This window comes from Lacisediminihabitans changchengi (genome assembly GCF_016634425.1).
Classification (GTDB): domain Bacteria; phylum Actinomycetota; class Actinomycetes; order Actinomycetales; family Microbacteriaceae; genus Lacisediminihabitans; species Lacisediminihabitans changchengi.
The window spans coordinates 353,681-377,857 of record NZ_JAEPES010000004.1 but is presented as its reverse complement, the minus strand read 5'-3'; the positions used below and the strand labels follow the sequence as shown (position 1 = coordinate 377,857).

The window sequence follows — 24,177 nt, the reverse complement described above, 5'->3', positions numbered from 1 at the left end:
TGCTCTCAGACCCTGAAAACAGCCAAAACATGCAACTCACCGGGGAGAAGGCAGCCCGAGCAGAGTGCGGCTAGCTGAGCTGCGTGCGCTCCACCCAGGCGAGGTACTCGGGGCTGACGGTTCCGGTGACGTACTCGCCGGTGAAGCAGCTCATCTCGAGGGCGGAGACGTTCGAGCCCTCGATGATTGCCGCCTGCATGTCGGCGACCTCCTGGAAGATCAGGTAGTCGGCGCCGAGCTCTGTCGCGATCTCGGGGATCTTGCGGCCGTGGGCGACAAGCTCCTGGCGTGACGGCATGTTGATGCCGTAGACGTGAGGAAAACGCACGGGGGGCGCGGCCGAGGTGAAGGTGACCTTGTTCGCTCCGGCCTCGCGGGCCATCTGCACGATCTCCTTGGAGGTGGTGCCGCGCACGATCGAGTCGTCGACGATGAGGATGTTCTTGCCGCGGAACTCGCTGCCCATGGCGTTCAGCTTCTGCTTTACCGACTTCTTGCGCTCGGCCTGGCCGGGCATGATGAAGGTGCGACCGACGTAGCGGTTCTTGTAGAAGCCCTCGCGGTATTCGACGCCGAGCTTCTGCGCCACCTGCATGGCGGCCGGGCGGGAAGAGTCAGGGATCGGCATGACCACGTCGATGTCGCCCATCGGCGTGTACTTGGCGATGGTGTCGGCGAGCCGGTCGCCGAGACGCAGGCGGGCCTCGTAGACCGAGATGCCGTTCATGATCGAGTCGGGGCGGGCCAGGTAGACGTACTCGAATGAGCAAGGGATCAGTTGCGCGTTACGAGCGCACTGTTTGGAGACCATCTCGCCGCTCGGGGTGATGAAGATCGCCTCGCCCGGGGCGACATCCCGCACCATCTCGTAGCCGCCACTCTCGAGCACCAGCGACTCGGAGGCGACGATCCACTCGGTGTGCAGCAGGCCGCGGGTGCGCTTGCCCAGCACCAGAGGCCGGATGCCGAAGGGATCGCGGAACGCCAGAAGACCATGGCCGGGGATGATCGCGATGGTCGCGTACGACCCCTCGACCCGCTCGTGCACGCGCTCGACCGCGGCGAAGATCTGCTCCGCGTCGAGGTCGGGACCCGACACCTGCGCCTGCAGCTCGTGGGCGAGCACGTTGACCAGCAGCTCGGTGTCGCTGGTGGTGTTGAGGTGCCGACGATCGATGTTGAACAGCTCTTCGGTGAGCTCACGCGTGTTGGTGAGGTTGCCGTTGTGCACCAGCACGACGCCGTACGGCGCGTTGACGTAGAAGGGCTGCGCCTCTTGCTCGTTGGCCGCGTTGCCCTTGGTGGCGTAACGCACGTGGCCGAGGCCCATGTTGCCCGGGAGATTGCGCATGTCGCGGGTGCGGAATGCCTCCCGCACCTGCCCCTTCGCCTTCACCATGTGGAAGGTGCGACCCTCCGCCGTGGCGATGCCGGTCGAGTCCTGGCCGCGGTGCTGCAAGAGCAGAAGAGCGTCGTATAGCTGTTGGTTGGCCGGTTCCGAAGAAACTATGCCGACAATGCCGCACATTCGCGCGCAGACTCCAGACCGTAGAATTGGGGGGATTACGACCAGTCTAAATGCCGCGGAACGGAACTCGGATGGCCAGCAAATACGCCGAAGCAGGAGTCGACACCGCAGCAGGTGACCTCGCCGTAGAACTCATGAAGTCCGCGGTGTCGAACACCCACGGTCCCGAGGTGCTCGGCGGGGTGGGCGGATTCGCCGGCCTCTTCGACGTCTCCTTCCTCAAGCCCTTCACCCGCCCGCTGCTCGCCACATCGACGGATGGCGTGGGCACCAAGGTCGCGATCGCCCAGGCGATCGACAAGCACGATTCCATCGGTTTCGACCTGGTCGGCATGGTCGTCGACGACATCGTGGTGGTGGGCGCGAAGCCCATGTTCATGACCGACTACATTGCCTGCGGCAAGGTCTATCCCACCCGCATCGCCGACATCGTGGCCGGCATCGCGCTCGCCTGCGCCGAGACCGGCACCGCGCTGGTCGGCGGCGAGACGGCCGAGCATCCCGGACTTCTCGGTCCGGACGACTACGACGTCGCCGGGGCAGCGGTCGGCGCGGTGGAGGCGGACGAACTGTTGGGTGCGCACCGGGTCACCGATGGTGACGTGGTGGTGGCGCTGGGGTCATCCGGCCTGCACTCCAATGGGTATTCGTTGGTGCGGCACGTGCTGGCCGAGCGCGGCGTGGGCTACACCGATTTCTCGGAGGAACTCGGCGGGAACGTCGGCGAGGTTCTGCTCGAGCCGACGCGGCTCTACACGACCCCGCTGCTCGAGCTGCTCGCCGATCCCGAACTTGCCGGAGCGGTGCACTCGCTCAGCCACGTCACCGGCGGCGGCATCGCGGCCAACCTCGCACGGGTGCTTCCCGTCGGCAGCTGGGTCGAGGTTGACCGCGCAACCTGGACCCCTGCCCCCGTCTTTCAGGTGCTGTCAGAGTGGGGCGGAATGAGCCTCGAAGACACCGAGGGAACCTGGAACCTCGGCATCGGCATGTTCGCGGTGGTCGCGGCGGATGCTGCGGCCGGCGTGATCGCGCGCATCGAGGCTGGCGGCATCCCCGCGTGGTCGGTTGGGCAGATCTCGTTCGGAGAGCGCGACTTCGGCGGCTTCGAGCAGGGCGCCAAGGGCGTCAACGGTGGAGCGGTGCGACTGTTCGGCACCTACGCGTAACGGCGCGTAACGGCGCGTCGCCTACTTCGTCGGTCGAGTAGCGCACGCGCTGCCCACTTCGTCGGTCGAGTAGCGCACGCGCTCTGGCGCGTCCGCGCATCGAGACCAGTCACGTGGTGGGTTTCGATACGCGTGCTCGTTCCTCGCGCGCTACTCAACCGACGGAGAGCCAGTTACGCCGTGCGACCCTGACCCGGGGTGTATTCCTCGTAGTCATCATCGTCGTCGACGACGGAGTTGAACTCCGGCCACTTCTCGAGATCTTCTTCGAGCTTCGGGTCGACGGGAGCGCCCGTGGAGGGATGCGTCAGCTCGCGCTCGAGCGCGTTGTAGTTGGTGTCCGGGCTGAAATATTTCAGCTCCCGGGCTACCTTCGTGTGCTTAGCTTTTTGACGGCCGCGCCCCATGGCTTGACCCCCTCACGATTCTTGCCCGGGTGAGAGATGAGAAGCCCGGGACCGACCAACGGATCCACAAAATCTAAAGCATAACTTTAGCATGCGAGCTTGTGCCCGCTCGTTGCCCTGGCTCTCACCCTGGGCGGCTAACGTTGTCGCGTGATATCTGCCCCCTCGCGCACCTCCGTTGTGGTGATCGGAGCCGGTCAGGCCGGGCTTTCGGTGTCGTATTACGTGCGCAGGCTCGGGCTGCAGCCCGGCACCGAATATGTGGTGCTCGATCGTGGTCCGTCCACCGGCGGCGCCTGGCAGTTTCGGTGGGAAGCTCTTCGCATCGGTTCCGCGCACCGCATCAACGACCTGCCCGGCATGGATGAGCTCGGGATCAGCTTCGAGACCGCGGACCGCCATGCACCGGCGAAAGACGTCGTTGCCGACTATTACGAGCGGTACGAGCAACATTTCGCGCTGCCCATCGTGCGCCCCGCCGAGGTGAAGAGTGTCTATAACCGCGGCACGGAACTCATCGTCGAATACGTCGGCGCCGACGGCCGAGACGAGATCGTCACCGACATCGTCGTAAACGCCACCGGCACCTGGGGCTCGCCGTTTCTGCCCTGGTACCCCGGAATGGCAGAGTTCGCCGGGCGCCACGTCAACACCACCGACTACGTCAGTGCCGAGGAGTTCGCGGACCAGGATGTCGTGGTGGTCGGCGGCGGCACCTCTGCGATCGGCTTTCTGCTCGAGCTCGAGAACGTGGCAGCGCACCTCACCTGGGTCAGCCGACGCCCAGTGGAGTTCAGCGACGGCGAGTTCGATGTGGAGACGGCGGTCGCCGCGGTGGCCATGCAGGATGAGGCGGCCCGCGCCGGCCGCGCGCTGCCGAGCATCGTGAGTGGAACCGGAGTGCCCCGCACCCGCCGCATCCAGGCCGGCATCGAGCGGGGCGTTCTCGACGCGAAGCCGATGTTCACCGCCATCGAACCGGATGGCGTACGCATGGCCGACGGCAGCTTCCAGCACGCCGACGCGATCATCTGGTCAACCGGGTTCCGCCCGGAGCTGCGTCACCTCGCACCACTCAAGCTGCGCGAGAAGGAGGGAGGAATGCTGGTCGGCCAGGGCGCATCCTGGAAAGATCCGCGCATCTTCTTCGCCGGCTACGGCCCGCAGGCGAGCACCATCGGTGCCAACCGCGCCGGACGGATGATCGCCCGCCAGGTTGTGGCGACCCTCTCGAACCTCGCTCACTAGCCCCTCGTGGGTTGAGTAGGCCGCGACGAAGGAGCAGCCGTATCGAAACCCATTCCGTGGTGGATTTCGATGCGCGTCCTCGTTCCCCGGGCGCTACTCAATCGGCGGAATTAGCCGACCGTGATGTCGGCGCCGGAGGCCGCGATGACCTCGCCGTCTGTGCTGACCTGGATCGCGACATCCGCTGTCCCGAGTCGTAGGCCGGAGACCGAGAGCGCGCCCACCGTGGTCGACGGCGAGACGTGCAGGCTGCCGTCCTGAGCCGATGGCACGAGTCCGAGCGTGCTGCCCAGCACCGAGATCGCGGCCGCGGCCGACCAGGCTTGTGGGCGGCAGGCGGCGGGGTACGGAAGGGGAACGGATGTCGCGGCCGCGGCATCGCCGGAGTGCAGCTCCGGCATCCGGTAGTCGAATCCGGCGGCCGCGGCCAGCAGACCGGAGGCGAGCGAGCTGGCCTCGGCGTGGAAGCCGTCTCGCGTGAGCCCGGAAATGGCGATGGCGGTGTCGTGAGCCCAGACGCTGCCGCCGTGATAGCTCAAGGGCCAATACCCGACCGAGTCGGTGGACATGGTGCGCAGTCCGTAGCCGGAGTCGAGCTCGGGTGAGCCCAGACGGCGGGCTACCAGGCGCGCCTCGCGGTCATCCAGCAGCCCCGTACCGAGCAGATGGCCCAGGTTGCTGGTCACGGTATCGACCGCGCGCTTCTGAGCGTCGAGAGCGATCGCCGGGTAGGCGCCGTCGTCGCTCGCGATCCAGAACATCTCACGAAACCGCGTCTGCAGCCGAGCTGCCCATGCGCGCCATTCGTCCGCGCCGGGAAGCCCGAAGTGATCGAGCAGATCGGCACCATGCGTCGCGGCCTCGTAGGCATATGCCTGCACCTCACAGAGCGCGATCGGCCCCTCGGCCAGGCTGCCATCGCGCCACTGGACCGAGTCGCCCGAGTCTTTCCAGCCCTGATTCGACAGTCCGTGGCCCGTCTCGTCGACGTATTCGAGCAGCCCGTCGCCGTCGGCATCCCCGAAGTCGCGCATCCACTCCAGTGCAGCGACCAGGTTCGGCAGCAGCGCGCGCACCTCGTCGTCGGGCATCCCCCAGCGCCAGGCGTCGTGAAGCAGGCAGGCCCAGAGCGGGGTGGCGTCGACCGTGCCGTAGTACAGCGGTGGCAGCGAGATTCCCTCACCGGGAATGGTCAGCTGACCTCGGCGCAGCTCGTGCATGACCTTTCCCGGCTGCTCGGCGGTCTCCGCGACGGATGTCGTTCCCTGAAGCCCGGCGAGCACCCGCAGGGTGTCTGCAGCGAGCGCCGTTCCGAGCGGCAGCATGAAGCGCGCGGCCCAGATCGAGTCACGCCCGAACAGGGTGAAAAACCATGGCGCGCCGGCGGCGAGAAACTCGCCGGAGGAGTGCGCCGTGGTCAACCGCAGCCCGTCGAGGTCGTCGAGCGCGCGGCTCACCCAGCGCGCGAGCCGATCGTCGCCGGCGGCCAGCACGGGCACGCTCCACGGCACCGGGGTGGTCACGCCCCGCACCACCGCCTCGGCATCGGACATCGTGTAATGCCAGCCGACATCGACAGAGCCCTTGGCGGGGATGAGCACGGTCCAGCGCAGCTCGAGTGCGCGCTCGTCGGTAACCAGTTCGGCGCCCGCGGCGGTGACGGATGCCGACACCGGTCCGTTCGACCAGGATGCGGTAGCGCCGACCACGTCGATGGTCACCGGCTCGCCACGGTCGCCCGACTTGACGAGCTCCATGGCGGCCAGGTCACTCTCGATGCGCACGACGACGGTGGTGGTCACGTCTTGGGTGAGGGTGGACTCCACCGTCAGTGTGCTGCTGGCACCGCCGGCGGTCACCGTCCGGGTGAGGAGGGCGCGCACCCGGGGGTCGGGGGCGGTGTCGTCCAGGTGCCGCAGCAGCGACACGAAGGTGACGGTGTCCGCAGCACCGGGGGAGGTGGCGATGTGCTCGCCCGGGAGGTCGCCGACCGTCACCGTTTCGCTCGACACGACCCGCACATCCGAATGGTAGATGCCGTGGATGGGCTTGTCGCCGATGGCACCATCCGGCGCAGACCACGCCTGGGTGGGCGCGCGCAGGATTACCGTCGCGTCGTGGAGCAGGGGCTGTGAAACCATGTATTTCCTCAGGAGGTCGGGGGGAGGGAGCAGAGTGGTGCGGTCATTCCTTGACCGCACCGTCGCTGTTGTTCATGATCCGTTTCTGGAAGATGAAGAACACGATTGCGACCGGGATGGTCATGATCGCGGCCGCGGCCAGCTTGAGCGGATACTGCGTACCCTGGCTCAGCTGTCCCGACGCGAGGGACGCAACACCCTTGGTCAGAGTGGTGAGGTCCGGCGACTGGGTCGAGATGATGAAGTGGCTGAGCTCGTTCCACGAACCCTGAAACGACAGGATGATGATCGTGATGAGAGCCGGGCGCGCCATCGGCAGCACCACTGACCAGAAGACCCGGAATGTTCCTGCACCGTCGATGCGGGCTTGCTCCTCCACGCTCTGGGGAATCGACTCGAAGAAGTTCTTCATGATGAAGATGCCGGCCGCGTCGGTGAGCAGCGGGATGATCATGCCCGCATAGGAGTCGTAGATGCCGAGCTGGTTGATCACCAGAAACTTCGGGATGAGCAAGACGACGCTCGGCACCGACATCACGCCGATCAACCCGGCGAAGATCACCGAGCGCCCGCGAAAGTGCAGTCGCGCCAGCGCATAGCCCGCGAGGGAATCGAAGAACACCCGTCCCAGGGTGACGACGATGGTGACGATGGCCGAGTTCTTGAACCAGATCGGGAAGTCCGAATTGAGAAACAGCTTCTCGTAGGCGGCGGTGGTGATCGTGGCCGGCACCAGCGAGAGCGGGTCTTTCGCGGCATCCGGTTCGGTCTTGAACGACGTCGCGACGTCGATGAGAAACGGGAAGATGTAGATCACCGCGATGGCGATCAGCACCGCGTAGAGCACAGAGCGGCCGAGGATGACGCGGCTTGGGGTGGTCTCGCGCCGGTGGAGAGTCGGGGTGGTCATGAGTCGTCACCCCGCCTGGTCGTCGCCGTCGCGGCGATTGCGTAATTGGCGTCGCCATTGCCGCCCGGTGGCAGCTGGTAGGCGCGCATGCGTCGCTTGGACACCTTCTTCTCCGACAGCACCCAGCGTTGCAGCAGAGTGAACAGCACGATGATCACGAACAGAAGGAAGGCGATCGCGGCGCCCTGACCCCACTGCTGATTCTGGAATGCGGCCTGATAGGAGAGGTATGCGGGCGTCAGCGTGGTCTTGCCCGGTGCGCCTTTGGTGCCGGTGTAGATCTGGTCGAACACCTGCCAGCACCCGATCAGTCCGAGTGTCAACACCGTGAACAGCGTGGGTCGCAGCTGCGGCAGGGTAACTCGCCAGAAGCGTTGCCAACCGTTCGCACCATCCATCTCGGCCGCCTCGTAGACCTCGCCGCTGAGGTTCTGCAGCGCAGCGACGAACAGCAGCATGAAGGTGCCGCTGGTGGTGAAGATGGCGAGGAGAACGAACGCGGACATGGCGACGGATGGCCCGCCCACCCAGTCCCACAGCGGGATGCCGAGGGCCGTCGATTTTTCAAGAAACGCCGGGCCCGTATCGACCCCGAAGTGGAAGATCCCGTTGGGGTCGTTGAACCAGTTCGGCCCGGTAACCCCGATGAACGACAACAGCTTGTTGACCGCGCCGGTCGAGTTGAACAGGAACAGCCAGAGCACGGTGATCGCGACCGAACTGGTTACCGAGGGGAAGTAGAACGCGGTGCGAAAGAAGCCTCGACCCTTGAGGATCTGCCGGTTCACCATGACCGCGAGGAACATGGCAACCGCTGTCTGCAGCGGAACTACCAGCACGACGTACCAGGCGTTGTTCTTCAGGGCGGTGCCGAAGTCCTGCTCGGCGAGACCGCCGCCGCCCAGCAGCGCCGCGTAGTTCTTGAGGCCGACGAAACCCACGCCGCCCGCAAACGGGCTGCCGCGCCCACCCCAGTCGGAGAAGCTCACCGACAGCGCCATGAGCACCGGGATCACCAAAAACAGTCCGAGCAGGACCAGCATCGGCGCGGTGAACAGCCACCCCGAGGCGGCCTCACCGCGACGGATACCGGATGCCCGGCGCCGTTCGGAGAGCCTCGGCTGCCTCGGGATGGTCGTCATCGCTACTTCACCAGCGCTTCGAGGTTCTTCTGGGTCGACTCGAGGATGGTCTTCGGGTCGCTGGTGGCGAGGCTCTCGATTTTCGAGTTGAAGTCGGTCACCACGTCAGCTGCACCCTTGGCTGCCGGCACGCCCTTGGCGTAGTCGGCGGCGTCGAGGAACGGAACCAGGGTCGGGTTCGCCTTCTTCCACTCGGCGGCAGCGGACTGGATCGATGGCATCGGACCGAATGCCTTCGAGAAGGCGAGCTGGTCGCTCGCGCTGGTCAGCTTCTCGACCAGCTTCAGCGCGGCTTTCTGGTTCGGGCTGTCGGCGGCGATCCCCCAGCAGTTGGTGAACTGCAGGGTACCGGCGCCGGCCGGCCCCTTCGGCAGCGGGACAATCGTGTACTTGAGGTCGGGGTAGTCGGCCTGCAGACCGCCGGTGATCCAGTTGCCCTCGATCGTCATCGCCGCGAGGCCCTTGCCGAAGGCCTCTCCGCCCCACCCCGCGCCAAGATCCTTGGCGAACTTCAGGGTTCCATCGTTCTCGAGCTTCTTGACGTAGTCGAGCGCCGTCACGTTCGCTTCGGTGTCGGCCGTGGCCTTGGTGCTGTCGGCGTTCATCAGGTTGCCACCGGCCTGCGTCATGAAGGCGCCCACCCGGGCGTACTCGCCACCGATGCCGAGACCCACGTGGTCGGCGGTGGTGAGCTTTTTCGCGACGGTCTCGAGCTGGTCCCAGGTGGTGGGCACGTCGGCATCCGTGAGGCCAGCGGCCTTCCACATGTCGGTGTTGATCTCGAGAGCGAGCGTCGAGAAGTCCTTGGGCGCGCAGTAGAACTTCTTGTCGTAGGTGAACGACTTGACCAGGCTGGGATAGAAGTCGCCTTTGTTGCTCAACTTGTCGCCGTAGGCGAGCAGAGAGCCGTTCGAGGCGAACCCGGCCAGCGCATCGGTGGAGAGGTAGAACACGTCGGCAGGCTTGCCGGATGAGAAGCCCTGGGCAAGCTGCTGGGCGAGGTCGCTGGCGGCCGACACGGTCGCTGTGGTGCCGGACGAGCTCGACCAGTCGGCTACCGCGGACTTGACCGCAGCGGTCTCTGCGTCGCCGCTCGATCCGATCAACACGGTCAGAGCCTTGTTCGAGGAGGTCAGCGCTCCGTTGTCGGTGCTGCCTCCGCTACTGAATCCGGAGCCGCAGCCGGTGAGCGCGAGCGCTCCCGATGCGGCCAAGGCGCCGGCGAGGAGCCAGCGAGAAGTGCGTCGTTGCATGTGATTCTCCTTGGGGGGATGGTGCCCGAGTGGGCACTGCGAGGGGGCCGGAGATGCGGATGTCCGCTGCGGCGGACGGGGATCCCGGCAAGACGGGGGAGTGGCCGGGCATCGATCTCGCCAGCATGCGCCCTCCATCGGGTTGCTATTTGATCGTTCAAGACCTGGCGTCGTCGTCGGCTATTTGATCGATCAAATTCGTTGTCGACTCTAACCCGGCCATCACCGCCCGTCAACAGCGGAGGCGGTAGCCTCGATCACACTGGAACGATCGAATACCGAGCGGAGGTCGGCGTGACGCAGCTCCCCACCGTGCTCGACGTCGGGCGCATGGCCGGCGTCTCGCGACAGACCGTGTCGAACGTTCTCAATTCGCCGGAGTTGGTTCGCCCAGCCACCCGGGAGAGGGTCGAAGAAGCGATCCGGCAGCTTGGCTACCGGCCGCACGCATCCGCTCGGCGCCTTCGCACCCGCAAGAGTTCCACCATCGGTGTGCGGCTCGACCCGATGGCGAACGGAATCTCCGGCGCCGTGCTCGACCGCTTTCTGCACGCCCTCACCGAAAAGGCAGATGCCCGCGGGCTGCGCATCACCCTGTTCACCGCTCGCGATCCCGACGACGAGATCCGCCAGTTCGCGCGCCTGCGCGACGGCGCCGATGTTGACGCTTTCGTGCTCACCTCGACGTTCTACGGCGACACCCGCACCGAATGGCTGATCGAGAACGACGTGCCCTTCGTCACCTTCGGGCGACCGTGGGGCATCGACGACATGGACGATCCCCAGCACCGCTGGGTCGATGTGGACGGGTGGGCAGGACTTCGCGAAGCCACCCGATCGCTCACGGCGTCAGGCGCCGAGCGGATCGCCTTCCTCGGCTGGCCGAGCCCATCGGGCACCGGAGACGACCGTCGCCGAGGCTGGCGGGATGCCCTGCGCGAGACGACCGCGCTGACCGAGGGCGAGATCGCGGCACTCGATGTCGCCTCCGAAGACGGCGTCGCGCAGGGCCGCGACGCCGTGCGCGCGCTGCTCGACTCGGGAGTCGTGCTGGAGGGGGTCGTCAGCGCAAGCGACTCGCTCGCGCTGGGTGCCCTGCTGGCGCTCGGCCCGGACATCCCGGTAATCGGCTACGACAACACCCCCGTCGCCGCGGCCATCGGCCTTTCGAGCGTCGAGCAGCCGGTGGACGAGGTGGCCGACGGGGTTTTGATGTTGCTGCTGGGCGAGCGTGGCAACGATGTCGTGGGGTGGGATGCCGAGGCAACGGATGCCCGACACCGACTCATCACCCCGCGCCTCGTCACCCGCACCCTCGCCCTGAGCTAGCCGTACTGTCGGGCCATTTCGCCGACACGTCCCGGCACGCGCGGCGAATCAGCCGACAGCGGCCGTCACGATGCCGTACGCCGCGGCCACGGCGGCGAACCCGGCCACGAGATTGAGGCCGACGCTCACCGCGGCCGTGCGCCAGTGGCCGGTCATCACCAAGAGGATCGTCTGCACCGACCAGGTGCTGAAAGTGGTGAGGCCGCCCGCGAACCCGGTGACGGCGATTGTGTACCACTCGTCGGCCAGGCCGGCATGATGCAGGAGCGCCAGGAACACTCCACCGATCGCGGCGCCGACGACGTTGACGACGAGCACGGCCCAAGGGAACCACGCGTAGCGGGCGAGGGCCTGCGATAGGCCGTACCGGAGCAGTGCGCCGACCGCGCCGACCACCACGACCGCGAGGAAGACGATGGCGCTCATCGGGTCACCCTGCCGTCGTCTGACGTAGCGCGATTGGCAAGACGGAGTCCGAGCACCGTGGCGGCGAAGCCGAGCACCATCGTGCAGAGCAGATACAACACGAGGGTGATCCAGTGGCCGGCGATCAGCTCAGAGAACAGAGAGACGGCAAAAGCCGAGAACGTGGTGTACGAACCGATGGCACCGGTGCCGACACCGGCCTTCACCCAGCTCGGTGTCGACGGGCGCATCCAGAGCGACCCCGTCACCAGGGCGAGAGCGAAGGCGCCGGTGACGTTGATCGCGAGCGTCTGCCAGGGAAAGACGGGGTCTGCGAACGGGAAGATCAGGTCGATGCCGTACCGGAGACCCGACCCGATCACGCCACCGGCGGCAACCGCCCAGATATCAGCAGCTGGGAGGCGAAAACTCACACTGTCAGTGTACGGGCGGAGTCTTTTCGCTGGTGATGGTCGTGGAGCCTCCGTCGGCCGGCGTGGCGCGCGCGGCCGTCTTGGCGGTGGTCGGAATGGCCCGTGCGGCGCGGTCGACCTGGGGCTCGCTCCGTGTCCGTGACTGGCTCGACGCGCCGCGAGTCGCCGGAGCGGCCGGGGGAAGAGGCGTGCGCATCACCGGGCGACGTGGTTCGCCACGACGATCCTGGCCGGGAAGCGGGCGATTCGGGCGGTGGTAGAGCTGCTTGGACGAGTCGAGCATCCAGGGCACGATGGCTACCGTCACGCCGTGCACCAGCATCAGCTTCTGGCGGATGCGGCGGGCCTTGTGGTTGTGCAGCAGGTTCTCCCACCAGTGGCCCACGATGAAGATCGGGGTGTACACGGTGATGACTTCGGCGCCATGTTCGGCCCGACGGGCCTTGATGTATTTGATCAGCGGCATGCTGATGTCGCGATAGGGCGAGGGGATGATGCGCAGCGGCACCTTGATGTTCATCTCGTCCCACTGCTTCGACAGCTGCTCGGACGCCTTCTCGTCGATGTTCGCGTGGATCGCCTCGATGCTCTCGTGGCGCGCGGCGATGGCGTAGTCGAGGGCCTTCAGAATCGGCTTCTGCATGCGGCCGACCAGCACGATCGCGTGGTCGCCGGTGGCACCGAACGTGGTGGTCGGGTCGACCTCGATGTCTTGCGCGACCTTCTTGTAGTACCGGTTGATACGCAACATCAGGTAGAAGAGCACCGGCATGATGGCGAAGACCAGCCACGCACCGTGGGTGAACTTGGTGATCGTCACCACGATGAGCACGAGGCCGGTGAAGATCGCACCGATGGCGTTGATGGCCCGGGAGCGATAGACCTGGCCGCGGTTTGCGCAGCCGGCCCGCAGCATCCTGGTCCAGTGCACGACCATGCCGGTCTGGCCGAGCGTGAACGAGACGAAGACGCCGATGATGTAGAGCTGGATCAGCGCGGTCGGGTTGGCGCGATAGACCGCGAGCAGCAGGATGGCGACGCCGCTGAGTACGAGCACGCCGTTCGAATACACCAGGCGGTCACCGCGCGTCTGAAGCGACTTGGGAGCGTAGTTGTCGCGGGCCAGCACCGAACCGAGCAGCGGGAAGCCGTTGAACGCGGTGTTCGCGGCGAGCAGCAGCACCAGCGCCGTCGTCCCCTGGATGATGTAGAACATGAAATAGCCGTTGCCCGGGAAGACGGCGGCGGCGATCTGGGATATGACGGATGTCTGCGGCGCCGTGGTGCAGTCCGTGAAGCCCTGCAAATCGCAGGCCGACTCTGCGTAGTGCACCTTGCTGATCAGCGCGAGCACCATCAGGCCGACGAACAGCACGATGGCGATCGAACCCATCAGCACCAGCGTGCCCTGGGCGTTCTTGATCTTGGGGTGGCGAAACGCCTGCACGCCGTTCGCGACCGCCTCGACACCGGTGAGCGCCGAACATCCGCTGGCGAAGGCCCGAAGCAGCAGCAGGATGAAGCCGAGCTGGGCCAGGTGCTCCGGGTTTTTGACCGTGAACACCGAGGAGGCGGCGATGGGGGCGTCACCGAGGGCGACTCGCACGAGACCGACGATGATCATGGTCCCGACGCTGGCGATGAAAAGGTAGGTCGGAAGCGCGAAGGCCTTGCTCGACTCGGCAACTCCGCGCAGGTTGATCGCAGCCAGCACGACGACGAAGCCGATCGCCATCTCGACGCGGTAGTTATTCAGCTGGGGGAAGGCCGAGATGATGTTGTCCACACCGGATGCGACCGAGACCGCGACGGTGAGCACGTAGTCGACCAACAAAGCGGATCCGACCACCAGGCCGGCCTTCTCGCCCAGATTGCGATGGGCGACCTCGTAATCGCCACCGCCGGACGGGTACGCCTTGATCAGCTGGCGATAGGAGGCGACGACCACGATCAGCAGCAGCACCACGGCGGCAGCTACCCATGGGGCGAAGCTCAAAAACGCGAGCCCGCCGAGGGTAAGGATAAGGAGAAGCTCCTGCGGCGCGTACGCAACAGAAGACAGGGCGTCGCTAGCAAAAATAGGCAACGCCAAATGCTTCGGGAGGAGCTGGCCTTCGATTTTCTCGGACGCCAGCGGTTCCCCGATCAGCCACCGCTTGGGCGACCGAACTTCGCTAGTCACGAGGTGCGACGATACACCCGCGCTCGCCGAGGGGCGCAATCCGTTCCTAACATCTCAGTAACCGAGAAGATTCCCTCGATCACGAACCCGCGCGTACGGCTTTCCGCACCTCGTCCAACCGCGTCTGCAGCAAAGTGACCGTTCCCTCGCCGAGCTCACCGTGTGCGGCCATCACGCGGAGGTCGGCACGCAGTTGATGCCGAAACTCGGTGACCACCGCTTCGGCCTCGCGCAGTCGCGAGGTGATGGTCACAGACTCCGGCTCGACCCGGCTGGATCGACCGGACTGTCGGGCATCCTGTCTCGCATCCCGTGCCGCGGAGGCGAGATCGGCGCGAAGGGTCTTCATGGCATCGCCCACCGAGGTGCGTACCTCGTCTGCAAGTCGGCGCACCGAGTCGGTGACGTCGTTCTCGATGTCGTCGAGCTCGCCGGCGCGGGCCTCGAGTTCGGCGCGCCCGGCATCCGTGATCGCATAGACGGTCTTGCGACCATCCGCGGCCTTGGTGACCAGGCCCTCGTCTTCGAGCTTGGCAAGGCGCGGGTAGATGGTGCCAGCGCTCGGAATGTAGGTGCCGCCGAAGCGATCGCCGAGTGCCTGCATCAGCTCGTAGCCGTGCATCGGGCGCTCAGACAGCAGGCTCAGCAGGTACAGGCGCAGGTGGCCGTGGCCGAATACCGGGGTCATGCGCTCACCGCGTGAAGCACGCTGATGTTGCCGCTGACGGTGTTGGCGCGGAACTCGAGCCAGTACTGGTCGAGGTTGCCGTAGCGCCCCGAGTAGCTGCCCTTGACGCCGCGGATCTCGGAGTCGTCGAGCTGAATCTTTCCGCCGACGGTGGAGATCGTGTACTGCGCGGCGAGGCCAGCGGCGAGGCGCATGGTGACGTCGCCACTGACGGTGTTCACCCGCACCACGTCGGGCGTGCCGGTGAGGTCGAGAAAGACGTCACCCGAGACGCTGTCGCTCGAGTACTTGTCGATCTCGCCGGTGGCGGTGATGTCGCCGCTCACGGTCTTGGCGCCGATGGTGCCGTGGTGGCCGCGCACCGCGATCTCCCCGCTCACCGCATTGAGTTGCACGGCGCCGGTGAGGTCGTCGACGACCACGTCGCCGCTGACGGTGCTGATGGTGGCGTTGGTGCTGAGTCCACTGATCAGGGCGTTGGCGCTGACCACGCCGAATTTGAGGGCGACATCGCGCGGCACCATGATGCTCACGTCGGCGCTGGCACGGCCGGTGAAGCTGCTGAACACCTCGATGAAGTTGTCCCAGCTGAGTTGTGGGTGGTCGACCTCCAGGCGGTCACCGTCTACCGCGATTCGCAGGGACTTGCCGCGCACAGCGTGCACCTCGACGCGGGTGCCCGGCTCGTCGTGCCCGACGATGTTGATCGATCCGCCGATCATGCTGACCTTCAGGCTGTGGATGTTCTCGAGGTCGATGACCTTCTCGCCATCCACCAGCCATTTCTCCTGAGCCATCTCGGCTCCCTTCGATGATTCGAGATATATCGCGAGTGCGACACGAACACGATATATCTCGATGTCCGATCGATGCAAGAGTTCGCTCTTGACGTTGACGCGACGTCAAGCTCTACGGTCATGCGTATGGACTGGTCAATTCAGCAGATCGCACGCCTCTCGGGCACCACCTCCCGCACGCTGCGCCACTACGGCCAGCTCGGACTGTTGGCGCCGAGCCGCATCGGGGCGAACGGCTACCGCTATTACGACGCGGCGTCGCTCGTGCGACTGCAGCGCATCCTGCTGCTGCGCGATCTCGGGCTCGGGTTGCCCGCTATCGGCGAACTGCTCTCCGGGCAGACCGACGACGCGGATGCCCTGGGCGCCCACCTGCGCTGGTTGCGCCAGGAGAAGGACCGGCTCGATCGCCAGATCGGCACGGTCGAGTCGACGATCGAGAAACTGAGAACAGGAGAAGGACTGATGGCGGAAGAAGCATTGGACGGGTTCGATCACACCGTCTATCGGGACGAGGTCGAGGAGCGGTGGGGCGCGAAATCCTACGCGGACGGCGACCGGTGGTGGCGCGGCATGTCCGACGGGGAGCGTGCGCGCTGGCGGGAGAGGCAGGACTCGCTGCTGACGGGGTGGCGGGAGGCCGCGGCATCCGGAATCCCCGTCGGGAGCGAGGGTGCGCAGGCCTTAGCGCGGCGCCAGTTCGACTGGCTGAGCGGCATACCCGGTCTGCCTGCGGTGGACCGCGAGTATTTCGTCGGCCTGGGCGACATGTATGTCGCAGACGAGCGGTTCGCGGCGAACTACGGCGGGGTCGATGGCGCGACCTTCGTGCGCGACGCCATGCGGATCTTCGCCGACCGCGAGCTGTAGCTCCGCTATTTCGGAACTGGCCTCCCGCATTTCCGAACCGAAGGAGCTCAGCCCATTTCCGAAATGAAGGAGATTTTCTCGCGACACACCCTTTTCGTGCTGGATGAGCGGCGTGTCTCGAGAATCACCTTCATTTCGGAAGTGGCTCAGTTCGGAAGTGGCTTCAGTTCGGATGTCGTTCAGTTCGGATTAGCTTCATTGTGGAAGTGGCGTGGCGAGCATTGCCCAGAGCACGATCGCAGCACGTGGCAGCGAGGCGATCATGACACCACAGCCGCTTCGACGACTTCGCGCGTGCGCGCCACTGGCACGGCGAGCAGCGGCATCGTCACGGTGACCATCGGGCCGATCAGCAGCGCGAAGGCGACAGTGCCGATGCCGACATTGCCGCCGAGCAGCCAGCCGATGGCCAGTACCGTGACCTCGATCGCGGTGCGCACCAACCAGATGCGCCAGCCGAAGCGGCGGTGGATGCCCGTCATGAGTCCATCGCGCGGGCCCGGCCCGAAGTTCGCGCCGATGTAGAGCCCGGTCGCCACGGCGAGCAGGGCGAGCCCGCCGGCGAACAACAACGCCTGCGACCACCACTCGTGCTGCGGGGGAACGAGAGTGAGGCCGACCTGTGCGCTGGTGCCGACGAGCAGCACGTTGAGCAGGGTTCCGAGGCCCGGTTTCTGGCGGATCGGGATCCACAGCAGCAGCACCACCCCACCGATGATGTTGGTGACCCAGCCGAACGGGATACCGGTGTGGAGAGCGATGCCCTGCGACAGCACGTCCCACGGCGCGACGCCGATGCCGGCCTGCACCATCATCCCGATCGCGAAGCCGTAGGCGAACAGGCCGACGAGCAGCTGGGCGACGCGGCGACTGAGGATCAGGGACGGATGCATAGACGTAGCCAATTGCAGAATTGGCCTGTTATCAAGATGCCAATTCGCATAAAGTGGCCCGATGGCATCCCTCTCGGCTCGGATATTGGCCCCCCTCGTGGCGGAGTGGCGCGGTTCGACGGCGAGCCCGGCCTACACCGCGCTCGCCGAACGCGTGCGACTGCTGGTGCTCGACGGGCGCATCGCGCTCGGCACCCGGCTTCCGGCCGAGCGTGAGCTCGCCGCGCAGCTGGGCGTGAGCCGCACGACGGTGACGGCCGCGTACAGCGAGCTGCGGCATGCCGGATACCTCGACAGCATCCGTGGGTCTGGCAGCGTCGCGCGGCTGCCCGGGCGCTCCCCGCTTCAGAACGAGCCGACGGCAGGCGGCTACCTCGACTTCAGCAAGGCCGCACTTCCCGCCTCTGCGCTGGTCGCGCGTGCGGCGGTGCTCGCCGCGGAGGACCTGCCGGCGCACCTGGGCGACACCGGCTTCGATCCGATCGGGCTGCCCGTGCTGCGCCGGGCGATCGCCGATCGCTACACCGCGCGCGGCCTGCCGACGGAGCCCGAGCAGATCATGGTGACGATCGGCGCTCAGCATGCCATCGCCCTGCTCTCGCGCACGCTGCTCGGTCGGGGTGACAGCGCGCTGGTCGAATCGCCCAGCTACCCGCACGCCTATGAGGCGTTGCGCCTCACCGGTGCCCGACTCGTCCCGGTGAGCGTGACCACGGATCTGGGCGAGGGCGATGAAGGGTGGGATGTCCCCGGCCTCGAGCAGGCGTTGCAGCGCACCAGCCCCGCCATGGGGTACGTCATGCCCGACTTCCAGAACCCGACCGGCTGCACGATGTCGCCGGAGCTGCGGCAACGGATGCTCGACCTCGCGTCAGCGCAGGGGACGACCATCGTCGCCGACGAGACCATGGCCGAACTTGACATCGATCGCGCCGAGACCCCCCTGCCGCTGGCCGCCTACGGGCCGGCCGTGCTGATCGGCTCGGTCGGCAAGACCCTCTGGGGTGGTCTGCGGGTGGGCTGGATCCGGGCGGAGCGGCAGCTCATCCAAAAACTCGCCCGCGCACGGATGGCCGGCGACCTCGGCACTCCCACGCTCGAGCAGCTGCTGGTTGCTCGGCTGTTCGCCGACTACGACAGCATCCTCGAGACCCGACGACAGCAGCTGCGGGCTGGGCGGGAACACCTGACCTCGGCGCTCGCCGCCGCCTTTCCCGACTGGCGGATGCCACGGGTCGAGGGAGGGCTCACCGCGTGGGTGAACCTCGGCGCGCCGGTCAGCTCGCAGCTGACCCTCGCGGCTCGCAACGAGGGGCTGTTGCTCGCGGCCGGGCCGCGATTCGGCCTGGACGGCGCCTTCGAGCGCTTCCTCCGCATCCCGATCAGCTATTCCGCCGAGGAGACCGACCGCGCGGTCGCGGCTCTATCGGCCGCCTGGGAATCGCTCGCTCGCGGCCCGCTGTTCGATCAGTCGTTCGTGGCCGAAGTGGTCTGAGCACCGCGTTACTCCCTTCGGAGTACGCGCCTGGCGCAGGCCCCCTGCGATACTGGGCGAGAGGCACGGCGTCGTGCGCTATCGCACCCTGCCACCCACCGCCGCAGCACCAGGAGAGTCACGTGCACCTGTTTTCTGTCTTCAGCCTGCGCAACCGCTCGCTCATCGCCCTGATCTCGGTCGTGATCGCCGTGTTCGGCGGCATCTCCCTCGCCTCGCTCAAGCAGGAGCTCATCCCCTCGCTCTCCTTGCCATCGGTGTTCATCGTCACCGGCTACCCGGGCGCATCACCCGACGTCGTGAACACCGACGTGAGTACGCCGATCGAGAGCGCAATCCAGGGCATCGAGCACCTCGACAGCACGACCGCGACGTCGAACACGTCCGCATCGACGGTCACCGCCTCGTTCGAATACGGAACCGACATCGCCACCTCCGAGCAGAAGGTTCAGCTCGCCCTCGACCGCATCTCCAGCCGACTGCCCGACGGCGTCACGCCCCAGGTCATCACGTTCAGCCTCAGCGACTTCCCGGTCGTGCAGCTCGCCGTCACCAGCGACCTCGACAAGCACGACCTCGCTTCCAAGCTCTCGTCTCTCACCGTCACCGATCTGAAGCAGCTCAACGGGGTCAGCGACGTCAGCCTGCTCGGCGCTGCATCCCAGCGGGTGACCATCACCCCGGATGCCGACACCCTCCTTGCGGACGGCCTCAGCATCCAGGCGATCAAGACCGCCCTCGGCGCCAACGGCACCCTGCTGGCGAGTGGCTCGATCACCGAAGACGGCAAGACCCTCACCGTGCAGTCCGGCGAGAAGCTCACCTCGGTCGCCGAACTCGAAGCACTGCCGGTGCTTGGCGGCCGGAGCGAGGTCGCACCGACCATCGGCGACGTCGCGAAGGTCGCCATCGTCGACGACCCGATCGCCGGCTACTCCCGCGTCAACGGCAAGGATGCCGTCACCCTGAGCATCACGAAGACCGCCGCGGGCAACACCGTCGAGGTGTCCAAACTCGTGCGCGCAGACATCCCGACCCTGGAGAAGCAGCTCGGAAACAACACGAAACTGACGGTGGTCTCCGATCAGGCGCCCTCGATCACCCAGTCGATCGACAGCCTGGCGCAGGAGGGCCTGCTCGGCCTCGTCTTCGCCGTGATCATCATCTTCGTCTTCCTGTTCTCGTTCCGCTCGACGCTGGTCGCCGCGGTGTCGATCCCGCTGTCGGTGCTCATCACCTTCATCGGCATGAACGCCTCCGGCTACACGCTCAACATCATCACGCTGGCCGCCCTCACCATCGCCGTCGGACGCGTGGTCGACGACTCGATCGTCGTGATCGAGAACATCAAGAGGCATCTGGCCCTGGGCGAAGAAAAACTCGCGGCCATCCTCACCGGTGTACGCGAGGTCGCTACGGCGGTCACCGCCTCCACGGTCACCACGGTGGCCGTGTTCCTGCCGATCGCGCTCGTCGGCGGGCTCACCGGTGAGCTGTTCCGGCCGTTCGCGCTCACCGTGGCGATGGCGCTCGCCGCGTCGCTGTTCGTCTCGCTCACCATCGTGCCGGTTCTCGCGTACTGGTTCCTCGGCCGCTCCAAACAGAGCCGCAAAAAGCAGGGCCACAAGCATGCAGGTACCGAGCTCGTTACCGCGGACCAGGCGGATGAGCTGGAGACCCCGACGCGACTGCAGAAGGTCTACCTGCCGGTCATCCGTTGGACTCTGAAGTTCCCGGCCATCGTGTTGATCGGTGCCATCGTCATCCTGCTCGGCTCCGGCGTCGCCGCGACCGGACTCAAGACCAACTTCATCGGCAACAGCGGCCAGAACACCGTCACGGTGACGCAGACGCTCCCGCTCGGCACCAGCCTCGAGGCGCAGGATGCCGCGTCAGACTCCGTCGAAAAGTCCCTGCGCGACATCTCGGGCGTCGATACGGTGCTCCTCACTATCGGCTCCGGCGGCAGCGCACTGCGCTCGGCGTTCTCCGGCGGCGGGGCGACAACGTACTCGGTGACCACCGACCCCGATGCCGACCAGGAGAAGCTGCAGAACACCATCACCAGGGAGCTGAAGAAGATCACCGGCGAAGGCGACATCGTCGTCGCGGGCGCCCAGTCGGGGTTCGCTTCGAGCAACATCGAGGTGGACATCACCGCCGGCAGCCAGGCAGACCTCGCGAAGGCCTCCAGCGCGATCCTCGACAAAGTCAAGGGCCTCTCCGTCGTCTCCGCCGCGAACAGCAACCTGTCGGCATCGCTGCCCTACATCGCGGTGCAGATCGACCGCGCCAAGGCCGCAGCGGCCGGACTCACCGAGACCCAGGTCGGCGGCATCGTCACCCAGGCGATGAACCCGAGCGCTACCGGTTCCATCGTGATCGACGAGAAGACGCTGTCGATCTATGTGGCCAACTCGAGCGCACCACTGTCGATCCAGGAGCTGAAGGACTTCAGCATTCCCACCGTCACCGGGCCGAAGTCGCTCAGCGACCTGGCGACCGTCAGCACCGTCAAGGGCCCGTCGAGCGTCACCACGATCAAGGGGCTGCGCAGCGCGACCATCACCGTCACGCCAGGCACCGACAACACCGGAAGCGCTTCGGCCGAGGTCGCGGCCGCGGTCGCCAAGGCGAAGCTTCCGTCGAGTGCCGACGCGACTCTCGGCGGGGTCACCTCGCAGCAGAGCGACTCGTTCGGGCAGCTCGGTCTCGCCTTGCTGGCCGCCATACTCATCGTCTACGTGGTGATGGTCGCGACATTCAAGAGCCTGCGCCAGCCGCTGCTGCTGCTCGTGTCGGTGCCGTTCGCGGCCACCGGCGCCATCCTGCTGCAGGTGATCTCGGGCATCCCGCTCGGTGTCGCCTCGCTGATCGGTGTGCTGATGCTGATCGGCATCGTGGTCACCAACGCGATCGTGCTGGTCGACCTGATCAACCAGTACCGGCGGCGCGGCATGAAGGTGGCCGACGCGATCACGCACGGTGCCTCGCGCAGACTTCGTCCGATTCTCATGACGGCGCTCGCGACGATCGGCGCGCTGATCCCGCTCGGCGTCGGGCTGACCGGGCATGGCGGCTTCATCTCGCAGCCACTCGCCATCGTCGTGATCGGTGGGCTGGTGTCATCCACTCTCCTCACCCTGATCGTGCTGCCGGTGCTCTACTACCTGGTGGAGGGCGCGAAGGAACGGCGTGACGACCGCCGCGCCGCGCGCGAGCTGGCGGCGCTGCCCGCCCCGACCACGGCCCCGGCAGCGGACTTCCCGCCGCCCACCGCGTAGCCCCGGCCCCGGGCGTAGCGGTCGGGGTTCGCACTCCGTTCTGCAGGAGTTCCTGCAGAACGGATGCCCGCGCACGTCGAGATGCCATTTCGTGCTGTTGGTGGATTTCCGGACCGCACAAACGGCACTCGATGCGCTCTGCGCAACTCATCACGCTCGGGAGACCGTTGTTCAGCACCTCCTGAATAACGGCTCCGGACGGGTACTGCCACTAACGAGTTGTCACAGATCGACCTCATTCGCGATCTGAAACGTCGATCAATGACAACTCGCGGGAGATCGCCGACGCCGCACCGAGTACACCGCGTACACCGCGTCTTCACAAACGGCGCGTGGTTGCGAAACGAACCGCCGTTTGTGAAGACTCGGCGGGCGCTGGCTAGGGTTGGCGCATGCCCACCCCCGACTTCGTCCTGGCCCTGCGCGAGAAGATCGGGCACGACGAGCTGTGGCTCTCGGGCGTCACCGCCGTCGTGCTGCGGGACGCGCCAGCCGGGCGCGAGGTGCTGCTGGTGAAGCGCGCCGACAGTGGCGCCTGGACGCCGGTGACCGGCATCGTCGACCCGGGCGAGGAGCCCGCGGTGGCGGCGGTGCGCGAGGTGCTCGAGGAAGCGGATATCGTCGCCCGGGCCGACCTGCTCAGCGCAGTGCAGACCATCCCGCTGGTCGTCTACTCCAACGGCGACAGATCGCGGTACCTCGACCTGGTCTTCCGCTGCAGCTACGTGTCGGGGGAGCCGTTTCCTGCTGACGGCGAGAACACCGCGGCGGCCTGGTACCCGCTAGATGCCCTGCCCGAGATGTCCGACGACATGCGGGGCCGGATCGAGGTCGCGGCGACCGGAGGGGACGCCGCGCGGTTCATCAGCTAAATTGGGTCGAGGTGCTCGTGGAAGAACGCGACGATGCGCTTCTTCATGTTCGGCCCGAGCATCGCGATCGAATGCAGTGAGCCGCGCACGGTGACGAAGGTGGTCGAGACGCCGTGCGCGCGCAGTTCCTTAACGAACGCCTCACTCTGGGAGAGCGGGATGCGCTCGTTGAGCGAGTGGCCGACGAAGAACGGCGGGTCGGTGACATCCACCTGGTAGATCGGCGACGCCTTTCTCGCGGACGCGCAGTCGGAGAGCTTTTCGCACTTCAGGTAAGCCAGCTGCAGCGGGATGAAGTTCGGCAGCTCCGCGCCTTTCGTGGTGAGGTCGGCCGGACCGCTGAGCTCAGCGACGGCGGCGACTCGGGCACCTGCGGCGCGGCTTCCGTGACCTGCCGTGCCGAGCATCGAAACCAGGTTTCCGCCCGCAGAGCCGCCCATCGCGCCGATGCGCGCGGGGTCGACCGAGTAGTCGTCGGCATGGCTTCGCACCCACCGCACGGCGGCCTTCACGTCGTCAAGCCCATCGGGAAACGGGAACTCGGGCGCGAGGCGGTAGTCGAGGGAAAACACCACGAAACCGGCCGAAGCGAGCCATTGGCAGACGCTGTTGTATTCGGGGCTGCTCTTGTCTCCCGCTCGCCAGCTCCCGCCGTGCACGAGAACGATGCCGGCGCGGTCGCCGTCGCTTTTCTTCTGCGGTTGGCAGACGTTGAGCCGCTCGCGACGTTCGCCGTCGCGGCGGAAGGTGACGTTCTCCTTCACCAGCACCGATGGGTAGGTCTTGAACTGCGGATACGCGGGTTGCGGAATGGTGACGCTCTCCTGCGACGGCGTGCTGCGGCCGGCGGAGCATCCGACCAGAGCGAGGGTGATCATCGCGCCGGTCACGGCCGCAAGGAGACGTCTGCGCACTTTCCCCATCCCCGTGCAAATAGGCGCGATATCAGGTAACGTAGTCCAGTCGGCTCTAGACATCGCGAAATCTTGCGAATGGGTTTGTAAGTCTTTCGGGCCGGTTTCCCTCTGCGAAGTGCACATAACAACGCGCATGCAGAACGTGGACCAACTACTCCTTGGTTCACAAAGGGAACAATCACGTATGTGAACGGTCCTGGCCAAAGACTGCCC

The 24,177-nt window shown here is 66.2% G+C and carries 20 protein-coding genes; 7 read left to right on the top strand and 13 right to left on the bottom strand.

Annotated features, from left to right (window positions below; all coding sequences use genetic code 11):
• Positions 1 to 70: 70 nt before the first annotated feature.
• Positions 71 to 1,528 carry an amidophosphoribosyltransferase gene (purF, locus tag IV501_RS12970; protein WP_200556742.1) on the bottom strand — a complete coding sequence of 486 codons (1,458 nt, stop codon included), beginning with the start codon at positions 1,526 to 1,528 and terminating at the stop codon, positions 71 to 73.
• 71 nt (positions 1,529 to 1,599) lie between these two features.
• Here purF and purM point away from each other — a divergent pair, with 71 nt between their 5' ends.
• The gene (gene purM / locus IV501_RS12965) at positions 1,600 to 2,697 is read left to right on the top strand and encodes a phosphoribosylformylglycinamidine cyclo-ligase (protein ID WP_200556741.1); all 1,098 of its coding nucleotides are present in this window, start codon (positions 1,600 to 1,602) and stop codon (positions 2,695 to 2,697) included.
• Positions 2,698 to 2,870: 173 nt separating this feature from the next.
• Here purM and IV501_RS12960 read toward each other — a convergent pair whose 3' ends face one another.
• Entirely contained in the window at positions 2,871 to 3,104 is a 234-nt protein-coding gene (locus tag IV501_RS12960; protein ID WP_200556740.1) for a DUF3073 domain-containing protein, read from the bottom strand.
• Between the two features lie 150 nt (positions 3,105 to 3,254).
• Here IV501_RS12960 and IV501_RS12955 point away from each other — a divergent pair, with 150 nt between their 5' ends.
• Positions 3,255 to 4,352, top strand: a complete 1,098-nt coding sequence (locus IV501_RS12955) for an NAD(P)-binding domain-containing protein (RefSeq protein ID WP_200556739.1) — start codon at positions 3,255 to 3,257, stop codon at positions 4,350 to 4,352.
• A 110-nt stretch (positions 4,353 to 4,462) separates the two neighbouring features.
• Here the strand turns inward: IV501_RS12955 and IV501_RS12950 are convergent, their stop codons facing one another.
• From IV501_RS12950 to IV501_RS12935, 4 genes are read right to left on the bottom strand one after another with little or no spacing between them, the layout of a single operon-like run.
• Positions 4,463 to 6,493 carry a glycogen debranching N-terminal domain-containing protein gene (locus IV501_RS12950; RefSeq protein ID WP_200556738.1) on the bottom strand — a complete coding sequence of 677 codons (2,031 nt, stop codon included), beginning with the start codon at positions 6,491 to 6,493 and terminating at the stop codon, positions 4,463 to 4,465.
• 43 nt (positions 6,494 to 6,536) lie between these two features.
• Positions 6,537 to 7,403, bottom strand: a complete 867-nt coding sequence (locus IV501_RS12945) for a carbohydrate ABC transporter permease (protein WP_200556737.1) — start codon at positions 7,401 to 7,403, stop codon at positions 6,537 to 6,539.
• Entirely contained in the window at positions 7,400 to 8,545 is a 1,146-nt protein-coding gene (locus IV501_RS12940; protein WP_200556736.1) for a carbohydrate ABC transporter permease, read from the bottom strand. Before IV501_RS12940 ends, IV501_RS12945 begins: the two co-directional genes overlap by 4 nt.
• 2 nt (positions 8,546 to 8,547) lie before the next feature.
• The gene (locus IV501_RS12935; protein WP_200556735.1) at positions 8,548 to 9,798 is read right to left on the bottom strand and encodes a sugar ABC transporter substrate-binding protein; all 1,251 of its coding nucleotides are present in this window, start codon (positions 9,796 to 9,798) and stop codon (positions 8,548 to 8,550) included.
• A gap of 294 nt (positions 9,799 to 10,092) precedes the next feature.
• Here IV501_RS12935 and IV501_RS12930 point away from each other — a divergent pair, with 294 nt between their 5' ends.
• Positions 10,093 to 11,127 carry a LacI family DNA-binding transcriptional regulator gene (locus tag IV501_RS12930; protein ID WP_200556734.1) on the top strand — a complete coding sequence of 345 codons (1,035 nt, stop codon included), beginning with the start codon at positions 10,093 to 10,095 and terminating at the stop codon, positions 11,125 to 11,127.
• A gap of 48 nt (positions 11,128 to 11,175) precedes the next feature.
• Here IV501_RS12930 and IV501_RS12925 read toward each other — a convergent pair whose 3' ends face one another.
• From IV501_RS12925 to IV501_RS12905, 5 genes are all read right to left on the bottom strand, one after another.
• Positions 11,176 to 11,553: a fluoride efflux transporter FluC gene (locus IV501_RS12925; protein ID WP_200556733.1), complete on the bottom strand. Its 378-nt coding sequence runs from the start codon at positions 11,551 to 11,553 to the stop codon at positions 11,176 to 11,178.
• Positions 11,550 to 11,966, bottom strand: a complete 417-nt coding sequence (locus tag IV501_RS12920; protein WP_200556732.1) for a fluoride efflux transporter FluC — start codon at positions 11,964 to 11,966, stop codon at positions 11,550 to 11,552. Before IV501_RS12920 ends, IV501_RS12925 begins: the two co-directional genes overlap by 4 nt.
• 4 nt (positions 11,967 to 11,970) lie before the next feature.
• Positions 11,971 to 14,115 carry an APC family permease gene (locus IV501_RS12915; RefSeq protein WP_200556968.1) on the bottom strand — a complete coding sequence of 715 codons (2,145 nt, stop codon included), beginning with the start codon at positions 14,113 to 14,115 and terminating at the stop codon, positions 11,971 to 11,973.
• A gap of 112 nt (positions 14,116 to 14,227) precedes the next feature.
• Complete coding sequence (locus tag IV501_RS12910) at positions 14,228 to 14,836, bottom strand: PadR family transcriptional regulator (RefSeq protein ID WP_200556731.1); 609 nt, start codon at positions 14,834 to 14,836, stop codon at positions 14,228 to 14,230.
• Positions 14,833 to 15,633: a DUF4097 family beta strand repeat-containing protein gene (locus IV501_RS12905; RefSeq protein WP_200556730.1), complete on the bottom strand. Its 801-nt coding sequence runs from the start codon at positions 15,631 to 15,633 to the stop codon at positions 14,833 to 14,835. Before IV501_RS12905 ends, IV501_RS12910 begins: the two co-directional genes overlap by 4 nt.
• Positions 15,634 to 15,759: 126 nt before the next feature.
• Here IV501_RS12905 and IV501_RS12900 point away from each other — a divergent pair, with 126 nt between their 5' ends.
• Complete coding sequence (locus tag IV501_RS12900; RefSeq protein ID WP_200556729.1) at positions 15,760 to 16,503, top strand: MerR family transcriptional regulator; 744 nt, start codon at positions 15,760 to 15,762, stop codon at positions 16,501 to 16,503.
• 260 nt (positions 16,504 to 16,763) lie between these two features.
• Here IV501_RS12900 and yczE read toward each other — a convergent pair whose 3' ends face one another.
• Positions 16,764 to 17,396 carry a membrane protein YczE gene (gene yczE / locus IV501_RS12895; RefSeq protein ID WP_200556728.1) on the bottom strand — a complete coding sequence of 211 codons (633 nt, stop codon included), beginning with the start codon at positions 17,394 to 17,396 and terminating at the stop codon, positions 16,764 to 16,766.
• Positions 17,397 to 17,457: 61 nt separating this feature from the next.
• Here yczE and yczR point away from each other — a divergent pair, with 61 nt between their 5' ends.
• The 3 genes from yczR (at position 17,458) to IV501_RS12880 (ending at position 23,047) form a co-directional block, all read left to right on the top strand.
• A complete protein-coding gene (yczR, locus tag IV501_RS12890) occupies positions 17,458 to 18,891 on the top strand; it encodes a MocR-like transcription factor YczR (protein ID WP_200556727.1) in 1,434 nt (477 codons plus the stop codon).
• 122 nt (positions 18,892 to 19,013) lie between these two features.
• Positions 19,014 to 22,175, top strand: coding sequence for an efflux RND transporter permease subunit (locus IV501_RS12885; protein WP_200556726.1), 3,162 nt, complete (start codon positions 19,014 to 19,016; stop codon positions 22,173 to 22,175).
• A 392-nt stretch (positions 22,176 to 22,567) separates the two neighbouring features.
• The gene (locus IV501_RS12880) at positions 22,568 to 23,047 is read left to right on the top strand and encodes an NUDIX hydrolase (RefSeq protein WP_200556725.1); all 480 of its coding nucleotides are present in this window, start codon (positions 22,568 to 22,570) and stop codon (positions 23,045 to 23,047) included.
• On the opposite strand, the gene IV501_RS12875 is transcribed toward IV501_RS12880, so the two are convergent.
• Positions 23,044 to 23,961, bottom strand: a complete 918-nt coding sequence (locus IV501_RS12875) for an alpha/beta hydrolase (RefSeq protein WP_200556724.1) — start codon at positions 23,959 to 23,961, stop codon at positions 23,044 to 23,046. The genes IV501_RS12880 and IV501_RS12875 overlap by 4 nt on opposite strands.
• Between the last annotated feature and the right edge of the window lie 216 nt (positions 23,962 to 24,177).